The organism is Spirosoma terrae, assembly GCF_010435915.1.
GTDB classification, from domain to species: domain Bacteria; phylum Bacteroidota; class Bacteroidia; order Cytophagales; family Spirosomataceae; genus Spirosoma; species Spirosoma terrae.
The window spans coordinates 1-12,897 of the sequence record NZ_JAAFZH010000011.1 but is presented as its reverse complement, the minus strand read 5'-3'; the positions used below and the strand labels follow the sequence as shown (position 1 = coordinate 12,897).

Here is a 12,897-nt window from a genome sequence, read left to right as displayed (position 1 = left end):
TCAATAGTAGGATTAGTATGAAAAGTTAAGAACACCCGGCGAAAAGCGAAACATGATCTCATGAACGCTTTTTTCATAGAACTGATTGGATAACGGACTTTCGGGGGTTTTCGAATTGAAGATATACCCTAATCGTATTGACTTGGTTAGCTGATACTCGGCAAGAGCCTGCAAATAATTGGTTTGAATCAGTCCGGGGCTATTGTAGCGATAAGATGCACCAAGGCCAAACTCTTCACCAAACCAGATCCGGGCATTCACATCAACGCCCAAAGGCCGTCCTTCAATTTTAGAGACCAGAACCGACGGGATAAATATCGTTCCTTCATCAATCTCAATTTTTGTTCCGGCATTGAGCATAATTGGACGCACAGCCGGATAAAAGGATTGGCCAGCCAGGTTCACTCCTCTGGATATCACTTCCGGCATGGATAGGCCTCCAAAAAAATGTTCTGCCTGATAATAAATACCCACTCCGAAACTACCCACGGCTCGGTTCAGACTCGACGCGCTTGTGAAATCATAGACCGGCAATACGTTTACGCCACCCTGTACCCCAATCGACAGTTTGGCTAGTGCCGGTAAATTAAATCGATACGCTACGCTTCCGTAGACTCCGGTTGCCGCCAATAAGCCCATGCGATCATTCAGTGCCTGAAAACCGAGACCAATTTGTCCGTGCGAAATGGAGCCGTCTGCCGATACGCTTTGTGTTACAGGAGCAGCTCGGGCCGAAATCCACTTCCGGCGCAAAAAAGCGCTTAGATGAAATGACTCCCTGCTTCCGGCATAAGCCGGATTAATGCTTAGTGGATTAACCAGATATTGAGAATAAAATACTTCGCGCTGCGCCAGAGAAGGACGTACCACAAACACAAGGAAAGCACTAACGAGAAATGTAACTCTGTAACACAAACGAATAAGCATACGGCGTTGAGGAATAGAGGGTCAAATTGCGGTGTTTTAGACTAAAAACCTAATCTACGTTTAACAAATCGGCCCTGCTCAATTAGTTGAACAGGGCCGATTTGTTAAACGTAACATTCCTGATACTATTCCAGGGTCAGTATTTTAATTTCTGTCCGACGGTTTTGCTGATGATCTTCTTCTGGGCAATTCACTCCGTCTTTACACTTGTTCAGCAGCGCACTTTCGCCATAACCTTTCGCAATCATCCGCTTGGATGAAATGCCTTTTTTACTCAAATACGTAACAGCGGCTTTGGCCCGATTACTCGATAATGTCTTGTTATACGTAGCAGACGCCCGGCTATCGGTATGAGAGCGCATCTCAATTTTCATGGCCGGATATTTTTTCATCAGTTCAACTACTTTGTCAAGCTCCAGCGCAGCATCGGGACGGATTGCCGACTTATTCAGGTCGTAATAAATGTTATCGATCTTGATTACGTCACCTTTCTTGAACATCGTCAAATCCGGCGATCCGGTTCCATCTTTATTGATACGTCCACCCGTAGTTCCCATGTTGTCTTTCATGGCTTCGAGCGTATAATCACAACCGGATTGTACCGTAAATTCATAACTACCATCAGCTCCCGTAATGGTTTCCTGCGACGTACCGTCACATCCGTTTACAAGAACAACTTTTACGCCCGGAATTGGCTTTTTATCTTTCTGGGTCGTAACGATACCACGGAGTTTATTGGTTGTTATAGTAGGCTTAGGCTCCTCTTTAGGTTTGGTTAATGGAATTTCCAGACGAGAGGGTTGATCATCGGAGAAGTCTTTTGTAGAAAACCCAATTTTATTGTCAATATAGCCTTCCCGACTAGCGACGAACTTGAACTCACTATCTTCGTCCAGACAGATCTTCATCAATCCTTCAGCATCAGTCTTTACCTGCTTATCGTTACGTTTTACCACGTTTTCAACCGCTACCGACGTATTGGCCAGGGGTTCCTTAGACTCAGCATCAAAAACGCTGATAGTTAATTCACGACATGGATAGATAGAGCCAACTCGTGTAAAACGATACACATCGTCATCGGCACCACCGTTTTTCCGATTGCTGCTGAAATAACCAGCTTTGCGCTCAGCGTCGGTTACGATACCAAAATCGTCCTGAGGTGAGTTCAGCGGTTCGCCCAGGTTACGGATTCCCTTACTATGCATGCCATCTTCCGTAAGCTGTACGTAAAACATATCCAGTCCGCCCAGGCCAGCCTGCCCATCTGACGCAATGTATAAATTCCCTTTTTCGTCCACGAAAGGGAACATCTCATTGCCCTTCGTATTCACTTCTTTACCCAGATTAATGGGTTCGCCCCACTTCCCAGCATCCCATTTAGCGACATAAAGATCCGTTCCACCGAATCCGCCGGGGCGGTCCGAAACAAAATAAAGAAGCTTATCATCGGGCGACAGTGCCGGGTGCCCGGTCGAATACTCATCACTATTGAACGGCAATTCTTCGGAACTACTCCAGTAACCCTTGGATTGAGTAGCCGTATAGAGTTTCAGTTTATTGACGCCGTCACTACTTTTTCGGAACTTACCATCATTGTAGTTATTTCGGGTGAAAATAATCCGGCTTCCATCTTTGGTAAACGTAGCAGGCCCTTCGTGGTATTTGGTATTTAATGACTGACTAAAGCGGTCCGATTCACTAACGGCTTCTTCACTATAGTCAGAGCCCGCGTTAATGTTATTGATACCGTAAAAACCTACAGTACGGGTATCGTTTGCCGTTGGAGCCGTATAATCATCGCTGCCTAATGGGCGGATTAAATTTGTTTTCTGCACCTTCTTTTTAGGAGCAGATCCGCCCACTCGCGCAGCCGTTGCCCGCAATTCTTTTTCTTCGGGCAAATAATAGAGGTCTAAGAAAGGCGTAGTATTCCACTTAAAGACTCGTTTGATCCCATTGGGTTCTCCGGTTGAGACAAACACAAGCCCTCCTTTATAGAGCATCGGGCTAAACTCCGCCTTCTTGGTATTCAGCTTCAGAAACTCAATCTGGTAGCTATCGGCATTACGGGTAAGTGGCGTAACATCGCGGTATAACGTTGAAAATTTAGGCCCACGGCGATCATCGTTCTGAACCTTGTTATATTTTTCGTACACCTGCTGCGACTCTTTGTACTTTCCATTGCTGGCAAGCGCCTGAGCATAGTACAAATAACTTTGCGCGTATTCATTGGGTAAATCACCTTCCTGGATCAGATCACGGTAAACCCGTTCAGCATTTTTTGTATCATGCATCTGATGGTAACTATAGCCAAGTTTAACTTTTGCGGCTTTCCGTTCAGCTTCCGACATCGACCCAGCCCCTGTTAGCGCTTTTTCGTAGAGATCTACAGCCTGAGCATAGGCAAGCTGGTCAAATTGCCGATCAGCTTGTTTACTTAGCGACTGCGCAAATGTCTGATTAATGAGCAGACAAAGCAGGCCAATGAGTGAACAAATGCGTATCATAAAAGGAGTGGTATTTTTAAGGCTCTTGCCTGGTATATACAGCAATCAAGCCGTACGAACATACTTTGCAAATAAGCAAATACTGCGCCGAAGTTGAAAAATGGCGGACTCTAAAAAATAAAAAGGCGTAAGAAAGAAGACCGGTTGCGTTGTCTTCTCTCTTACGCCTTTTACGCTTTTCCGGTTTTTTAGAAATAGCGCGGAGTCAGGATACGGTTTTTACCGAAGCCAAACTCATAGCGAATCATGATCTCGTGCGAGCTTGGCGCTACGTCCTTAAAATTGTTCATCGTGCGATCGTAAGCATAGCCAAAGCGGAACTGATCCGTGAGCTGCACCTCCAGCATACCGATAATGGCATCCGTACCAACCATACTCCAGTCGGAGAACTGGTTTTTACGGACCGATGCACCAATAGCGAATCGGTCAGCAAACCAGAAGTTGATGTTCCCGTCAAATCCCAGGGGGGCACCTTCAGCGTATTTCACCAGCATCGATGGCTTCATTTTCACTACCGGGCTGATACCGACCACAAAACCTGCTGCCAGATAGCCGTGTCGACGCTGCGTTGAAATAACCGTACCAACGTTGTATTCGGTTAGCTTGTTTTTAATCAGTCGTGGAACCGATACGCCGATATACCCCCGATCATTGCTCAGATAAATACCCGTACCGAAGTTGGGCAATATCTTCGAAATGTTGTTGGCAAAGGCCGGATCAATCTGGCCACCATCTGGACTCGTTCGAATATCGGCCAGATTAACGTTGTAGCTCGCAGCACCCGCCTGTAAACCCAGGGCCAGTGTTGAACGGCTACCGACTTTAATACGGAAGGCATACGAAGCAAAACCTCCTGCTTCCTGCACAGCTCCGTACTTATCGCCATACAATTGCAAGCCAACACCGACCCGCTCCCGATTCAAAGGCATGTCCATCGTGAAGGTTGCCGTTTGCGGAGCACCTTCTACGCCGGTCCACTGATTACGGTAGAGAGCCGACATGCTCAGTACGTCGCGGCTACCAGCGTAAGCCGGATTGAGCGCCATCATGTTAAACATGTATTGCGAGAACATCTTGTCCTGCTGCGCCCGGACCTGTCTGCTGCTGATCCCAAGGATCAGCAGCAGTACGACTGCCCAATGTTTAGTTGAAAACTGATTTGACATCGGTATTAGCGGTTAATCATCATATATCGTACAAACTTGCGGCCGTCGCTCGTCTTCACAACGTAGTAGTACGTACCGTCTGGTAGTCCATCAGCATCAGAGCCGATCATGACACCCGTATTAGGCTTACCATTCCAATCATTTTGGTAGTCATCATTTTTGTAGACCATATGACCCCAGCGATTGTAGATTTCCAGGCTAACCGTTACTCCAGCCAGACCGCGAATCACGAACAGATCGTTAATGCCGTCACCATTTGGCGAGAAGCCTTCTGGAATAAAGACACCTGCGTTCGAGATTGGCAGATTCAACGGAGTCGCTTCGCGCTCATTCAGATCCGTTGGATTACCATTTCCGTTCAGATCAGGTATTAATCCATTGGTCGAAATATCCGACACCTTACCGGTACTGGCAATAGCTTCTGCGTAAACCGAATTGAGGAACGTTGTTGTGCTACCATTGCTGGTTACGTTCACCACGAACTGGATGGTATCTGTTTTACCAGCAGCCAGTGTGCTTGTGCTGTCACCTAGTACCAGTAGTGGCTGTAAACCTCCATCGAAGTCTCCGTTCAGTTTCAGCGTACTACCCGTTGAGGTCGTAATCGGCGCCTGCACTATTGCGTAAGTTGCTCCCGTCTGGCTGTTAAACACCTTCGATAACGAATCACTGATCGACACGGCTTTCAGGTTTTCTTTACCAAAGTTCTGCACCACAACTTTATACGTTACGTTGTAGCTACCGTTTGGCTGACGTACTGTATCCGAAACGGCCATGGCTACACCGATGTAGGTTGCTCCGGTGAGGTTGTTCAACGCAATTGGCGTTGGCTCACTGTTGTTACGTGGATCGAGGTCATTGTCTGGGTCGTTATCGGTTCCTGCCGTCGACGTATCAGCTACCACTACGTTACCAGCAGCCAGCGCTGTTGCGTAAGCCGTGTTGTAAAAGGTCAGCGAATCAGCATTCTTCACATCGACCCGTACATTGAACGACAGGCTCCGGCTAGCTCCTACAGCCAGCGAACTCAGCGAGTCAACCAGCATTTTCGTTACTAATCCCTGACCGGTGTACAGTGTATCGACAGTCAGACCAGCACCGGCAGTTACCGGAATGTGGTTGCTTACGATCAGCGCGCCATGACCGAAGGTTTCGGATAGGTTATCAACCACCTGAACATTCGTTAATGGCACAGTACCGAGGTTGCTCAACGTAATGGTATATGGAATGTCGTACACTCCAGTTTCCACTTCGGTTGGCGTACCTACTGATTTCGCAACCCCTAACAGACCCGCTGGCAGATCGAAACGAACACCCGTTGCCGTGGCACCTTCTGGTTTCGGATCTAGACCGTTGTTCGAAATATCGGTTACAGTCTGAGTCGAATCGGCAGTACGTCCTTCGGCTATAATGCTTGAGTAGAACGGACCGTTATTACCATTCGGCTTGATATTAACTGTAATCAGCACCGTATCCTGTTCGCCAGCATTCAGATAGCTGAGGTTCGTTAACAGATTCGATTGTGTATTACCGTTAAAGCCCGTGTTAGCTACCAGGTGGCTACCTGCTCCTACAACCGGTGCACCCACAACCGAGTACGCTGTTGGCGTTGTAAAGGCTTTCACCAGACTATCGGTTAGGCTAACTCCGTGGAGTGTTACGTCGCCGAAGTTTTTAACCGTTGCCTTATAGGTCACGTTGTAGCTGCTGTCGGCTTGTGGCTCAACTTTTACAACAGCCAGGGCTACCCCGATGCTTGGACCAGTTGGTAATGTATCGCCCAACGTGAACACCGAGAAACTGGTGTTGTTTGTAGGATCACCATCACCATCCGGATCAACATCAGATCCATTCGTAGACAGGTCTTCGATTCTGATTCCGTTACTTAGAGCCGATACGCTGGCTATGTTGCGGAATGTTTTCGTCGTATCACCTGCTGTACGCTTCACGGTTACGTCCAGGAAGAACATCTGTGATCTATTTGGAGCAATATAGCTCGTTGTAGAGTCAAAGAGTTGTGTGTTACCTGCTGTACCTGTGAAAGCTGAGTTCTGATTCAGCGTAAAGTCAGGATTGATCGAGCTAACCGTAACCGCCTGAATTGTGTTCGGCGAGAAAGCGTACGCCAGATCATCCGTCACCTGTACGTTGCGGAGTGTATCGTCACCCATGTTGGTCAGAACAAATCCGTAACGAACGTTAATCAGTGAATCTCCAACTGCAGATGGCGTACCTACTACCGCTTTAGCCAGACCAACAACTCCAGCTTTAGCAGTCGATGTATCTCTTACCGTTACGCTGGATGTGTTGTTAGCCAGATTCGGGTCGTTGTTGTCAAGATACGTAATCTCCGCTGTGTTGGTCACTTCACCACGGTTCAGCAGACGAGCCGCAAAGACGATTGAGGTCGATTTGCCAGCTGGCAGACTGTCGAGCGTCTGTGTAATGACACCGTTCGACAACGTATAAGTTGGCGCAGGACCCGGCACAACCTCTAAGCCTTTTGGTAGTACGTCACGCACGTCAACATGATGAGCGGTGTGTTTACCGTTGTTGCTTACAGTCAGTGTGTACGTCACGGTTTCACCACGTTTCACGATGCTCTTATCCGCTGTTTTAGCGATGCTAACATCCGTATCGAGTGTATCCGTAGCACAGTTGAACACTTTCACAACCACTTTCGATGGTTTGCTCAAGCAACCCGTTGGTCCTCTCTCGACAATCCAGTAGTTGCCTTCGCACACTGAATCCGGGCGGATAACAATGTTCGACGTAGTACACTCGCAAATCCGGTAGATATACGAGCTTCCTGGTGTTGGCGACGATACGGCTTTGGTCAGGTCAACAATTTTCTCTGGGCAAGTATTGCGCAGATTTTTGACCAGCGGTGGCAGTACGGGCGCTGCTACGTTAACGACTACATCAGCCGATTTTACAGAGCTACAACCTTTACCATCGATCAGCTGAACGCTGTAGACTCCGCTTGTTTTCACAACAAGGCTTTGTGTTTTAGCCTTATTGCTCCACAGATAACCGCCAGCACCATCTGGCGCTTTCAGTGTTACAGAATCGCCGAAGCACAGATTAGTATTACCTACCACCGAAACGACTGGTGTTGTTTTACCACCGTCGATGGTCAGGATCATGTCATCGGTCGCTACTGGACAATTGGCGTTGTTCGTGCTTGCCGACAGGGTCAGCGTTACCTTACCAGCCAGTATATCTTCGGCGCTGGCGGTATAGGTAGCGTTCGGCAAATATGGATTGTCGAACGTACCATTACCACTCGATTTCCAGTAAGAAACTTTGGCCGTTCCGCCAATCTTACCATTGAGCTGGTAAGATTTGGCGGCACAGATACTAGCATCGGCACCCGCATCAGCCGTAGCTGGATTCTGGGCATCGCACGGTGTTGGTTCGCTACAGGTATTAATCTGTACGTGGATCGCAACTGGCAGACCGTAGCATCCATTCGTCGTTTTCTCCACTACGTAGTACGTTCCCGTACCCACCGCTGCTGGATTAGCGACTTTAGATTCTGGGCTGAGCGCTGCATTTGTGTAGAACTCAAACACACCACCCGTTGTCGCCACGCTGCTTGTCACCGCCGTGCTCAGATCAACTGTATTGAACGGACACGTATTTGTTTTATCAACTACCGTTGGTTGTGGAACCTTCGGCAGTACCGTAATCGCTACGGCGTTAGATGGCTCACTCTTACACTGGTTCGAGGTGCAGCAGCGGGCCGTGTAGGTTACGCTGGATGCCAACGATACGGTGATCGACTGACCAACCTGATTATTAGACCATGTTACGTAGCTGTTCGGACCACAACCTTCTGCTACCAGCGTCACTGGTGAGCCGAAGCAAGCTGTTGTGCTGGTACCGCCACCCAGGATGCTTACTGTTGGAGCAGCCGGGGCACCTACTGCGATCGTGTTGTAAGCAGACCATTCGCTTTCGCACTCACCTACTTTACACTTCACGCGGTACTGAGCCGTTGCGGTTGGCGTTACCGTTAACACGCTGCCCGTTGTACTTGCAGGATCAGACCAGACATACGTACCACCATTGCAGCCTGTTGCCGTCAGAGAAACCGTCTCACCAACACAGATCGTTGGTTTGTCGACAACAATAGCCGGGATGTTTGATGTACCCAGTTTGATGTTGATGCTCTGCGACATAGCACTTGTGCAACCATCGATTGTACAGGTAGCTGTCATTGACAGATCGCTGTAAACCACTTTATTGATGCTGGCACCTACCGAACCGTCACTCCAGGTTACTGTACCGCCTTCGCAGCCAGCAGCCGTCAGTTTCACAGTCGAGCCGGAGCAAACCGTGAGTGAAGGACCAGCCGTTAAGGTTGGAGCAGCTACAGATCTCACATTTACGGTAGCACCGGTCAGATCCAGATCTGCACATGCATGCTGATCAGCGATTAGCTTAATCACATCCGTAGCGGTTGTTATACCAGGCTTGATCGCAGACAGATTCAGATAATTTGGACTGCTAGGATCTGCATTGTATACCAGCGTATGGATCGTGTAGTTCTCAGCCTGAGCTGGTACGGAGAAGCTTGGCGTCGTGCTGGTTTGGTCAACAACCAGGCCGGCTCCTTTCGTCAGTACATATAGTACAGAGTAACCAGTTGGCTGTACGATTCCTCCATTCGACGTAGCGGCTACCGTAACCGTTGTACTCGTTCCAGCACAAACAGTTGGATTTACAGGCGTCAACGTACCTGCTTTCACTGGGCAATCGCCACGATTAACCGTAATGGTATTCGATGGGTTGCTCAGACATTCACGGAACTTACATTGTGCGTAGTAAGTCTGGGCTCCTTCTGGTCTGACGACAATTACAGAACCTTTATTATTACCGTTGACGTCGTTAGCTGACCAGATCACATCACCTGCGCAACCCGTCGCTGTTAGCGAGATGGTACCGCCAGGCGCAACCGTCGTAGCAGACGCTACAATAGTTGGGGCAGCTACTGGAATCACAGTGACAGTGTATGGCTGCGATGACTGGCTCTTACATGCTCCGTCCTGACAGTATACCGTGTAAGACGTAGTGACACCTGGTGTTACAATGATGCTGGCAGTAGTCTCACCAGTACTCCAGTAAGGAGTTCCCTGGCAATTTTTCACGCTCAGTTTCACATTCTCACCTGGGCAGATCGTATCGGCGCTACATACGCAACGGGTGATAGTTGGTGTTGGCGTTGGTGTTACCGTCAGTCTGATCACTTCAGATCCACCGCTGGCACAAGTACCATTCGTCATACACACCGCGTTGAACTCTTTGTTTGTTGGCGTAGCGGTTACAGAGACAACGGCTCCTGTCTGACCATCAGACCACAGAACGGTGCCGCTACAACCTGTTGCGCTCAACGAAACAACGCTACCGCTACACACTGCCAGACTAGACGCTGCTACAGTTGGCGGAGTTCCACCCGACGTAGTCACACGTATGCGAACTTTATTTGATGGAGCGCTTTCGCAGCTACCGATCGTACAGGTTGCATAGTATTCCTTCGTTTCAGTTGGCATGATCTGGACAGAAGCACCTACTTTATCCACACCGTACCATTTCACCGTACCCTGGCAACCTGTTGCCGAGAGCGTAACGACATTGCCGCTACATACTGACAGACTCGAGGTGGCTACGATTGGTGCCGATGGCGTTACAACGGTGATCGCTACCGAATTTGATGGAGCGCTCAAGCAATTGTCGCCCGTTTTACACTGTGCAAAGTAGCTGGTCGATGCACTTGGTGTCACTGTGATGCTCGATCCTGTCTGCTGGTTGTTCCAGATTACAGTGCCATTACATCCTTCAGCTGTCAGTACAACCTTACCGTTTGCACAAACTGTATCCACATCAGCCGTAACAGTTGGTATTGCAGCTGGTACTACAGTAATCGTGTAAATCTCAGATCGCTTGCTAGAGCAGGCACCGTTTTTACAGTACACACTATAGCTATTGTTACCAACGGTTGGCGTCACAACGATACTGCCTGTTGTGGCGGTCGTGCTGCTCCAGATCGGCGTTCCTACACAGTTATTAACTGTCAACGTTACGGTACCACCTGGGCAAACTGATGTTTGGCTGCAGACGATTGTTGGCGTTGGCAGATCGGTAGCAATGTCGATCGTTTTTGTAGCTGGTGCACTCAGACAGTTAGCAATACGGCAGGTTGCGGTATAGGTTGTCTTCGTGTACGGATTCACTACAATTGACGCTCCGGTTTGTGGGCCTTCAGACCATTCGATCGTACCACCTACGCATCCAGACGCTGTTAATGTTACTGATGCACCTGGGCATACATAACTTGCGCTTGCCACAATCACCGGCGGCTGAGGATCAACTACCGTCACCTTGATTAGGTTAGATGCCGCACTCACACAACCGTTAGGCATAACGCAGCTGGCAGAATAGGTAGTTGTTACTGTTGGCTTGATGCTAACCGAAACACCTGTCTGTCCATCAGACCATCTCACGCTACCACCTTCACAACCAACCGCTTTTAGCGTGGTTGCGTCTCCTTTGCAAATTTCAGTAGCTGCGCAGGCAATATATGGTGGCTGTACGTTACACAGATTAACTGGTATGGTTACAGACGACGTATCGTTTTGTGGATACTTCGGATCGTTGTTCGTACCACTAATTGTTGCCGTATTTTTAATTGAGCCCGTACCATTGATTGTCGCTTCAACAAACAGGTTGCGGTTCGAACCTGACGTTAAGGTTCCAATCGTCCAAACTCCCGTAGCAGGGTTGAACTCACCTGTTGGTGTCGCACTAACATAGGTCAGCGTTGCAGGCAGTATATCACTCATTTTCACATCGGTAGCCGTAATTGGGCCATTGTTCGATGCTGTTATGGAGTAGGTAACTTTCTGTCCTACGCTGTATGGACCCGCCGTCATTACTTTTTTCACAACAGCCAGGTCAGCTAGACATGTACCAACTGTCACCGTAATCGACGTACGTGTAGTGCTCGTACAATTTTCAGCGCCTATGGCTTCTGCGTAGTAAACATTAGCGCCTGCTTTAGTTGGCGTAATCGTTACTTTACCGCCACTTTGAGTTGTTGCCAATAACGTACCATTTTCATTATACCAATTGATTCTGGCACCAGGAGCAAAGCCAATCAGCTTTGTAGATGTGCCCTGGCAAACGAGTGTATCGTCGCAAGCAACACCAACAGGAGCGTCTGGGCGCTTGTTGATTCTTAGAATAACTGGATACGAAGATGCAGTACATACACCACCAGGACCATCAGGATCATTCGTTGTAGCCGTGATTATAACTGAACCACTAGCGACATCGCTCACCGACGGTGTATAGGTTGCCGTCAGGCTGGTTGTCGAGCTAAACGTACCAGATCCTGTCGTTGTCCAGGTAATGCTCGTTGCCGAACCTGAGATCGTAGCTTTCAACGTAGCAGGATCAACACCGCACACTGCTGGAACTGGATCAACCCGTACTTCTGCCAGATTTACACAGTTACAGTTAACGATTTCAACATTAACGATAGCTGGTGCACTATAGCATCCCTCTTGCGAACGAGCAAACAAGTAGTATTGTCCTGCGGCCACTGCGGTCAAGTTAGTGACACGCGTAGCCTGCGAACGTACTGAGCTTGTATACCACTCGTAAGTCATATTTGCGTTACTGTTGCTAATCTGAACCGTTGCCAGATTCGCGGTCTGAGCAGGACAAACATTTCTAACGTTACCCGCTACAACTGGCGCTGGAACATTAATAACTGTCACAACAACCGGCTCAAACGGGCTATAACATCCGTCAATAGACGCTTCTGCGTAATACGTAGTGGTGAGCGATGGTTTAACAATAACGGCCACACCATTGTCTACGATGGCAAAAGGTATTGAATCGGTCGGATTCAGGAACCAGCAGATTTTGGCACCCGGAATTCCGCTCGATGCAAATAGCTGTAGAGAATCTCCTGCACACAGATTAGCATCCGCTGAAGCAACCAGACTGAAGTTGGTTGGGCAGGCAGGATAGAAACCAGCGTCCAGGTTTGGATTGTTCTCACCCGGCGCTAAGGTCACCGACTGGGTCTGACCCGTTACCGGATTGGCATCGCTGTCTTTGGTGTCATCCCCACCCGCGTTGGCGATCGTAGCCGTGTAACCCGTCGGCGCCACGAAGCTCACCGAGTAAGGTACACCCGGGGTCAGGCCCGTGAAGCTGTAGATGCCACTGGCGTTGGTGGTCGTCGATGCGATCGGCGTGTTGCTGCCATCCAGCAGCACTACCAC

4 protein-coding genes are annotated in these 12,897 nt (G+C 48.8%); all 4 read right to left on the bottom strand.

Annotated features, from left to right (window positions below; translation table 11 throughout):
- Window positions 1-12: 12 nt before the first annotated feature.
- Window positions 13-927, bottom strand: coding sequence for a PorP/SprF family type IX secretion system membrane protein (locus GK108_RS20905; RefSeq protein WP_163952744.1), 915 nt, complete (start codon window positions 925-927; stop codon window positions 13-15).
- A 125-nt stretch (window positions 928-1,052) separates the two neighbouring features.
- Window positions 1,053-3,434: an OmpA family protein gene (locus tag GK108_RS20900; protein ID WP_163952742.1), complete on the bottom strand. Its 2,382-nt coding sequence runs from the start codon at window positions 3,432-3,434 to the stop codon at window positions 1,053-1,055.
- A 188-nt stretch (window positions 3,435-3,622) separates the two neighbouring features.
- Entirely contained in the window at window positions 3,623-4,600 is a 978-nt protein-coding gene (locus tag GK108_RS20895; RefSeq protein ID WP_163952740.1) for a PorP/SprF family type IX secretion system membrane protein, read from the bottom strand.
- A 5-nt stretch (window positions 4,601-4,605) separates the two neighbouring features.
- A complete protein-coding gene (locus GK108_RS20890) occupies window positions 4,606-12,891 on the bottom strand; it encodes an Ig-like domain-containing protein (RefSeq protein ID WP_317166558.1) in 8,286 nt (2,761 codons plus the stop codon).
- Between the last annotated feature and the right edge of the window lie 6 nt (window positions 12,892-12,897).

Bases quoted from the DNA above. Each gene is read 5' to 3' on its own strand.
- GK108_RS20905 (WP_163952744.1), bottom strand. From the start codon at position 927: ATGCTTATTCGTTTGTGTTACAGAGTTACATTTCTCGTTAGTGCTTTC.
- GK108_RS20900 (WP_163952742.1), bottom strand. From the start codon at position 3,434: ATGATACGCATTTGTTCACTCATTGGCCTGCTTTGTCTGCTCATTAAT.
- GK108_RS20895 (WP_163952740.1), bottom strand. From the start codon at position 4,600: ATGTCAAATCAGTTTTCAACTAAACATTGGGCAGTCGTACTGCTGCTG.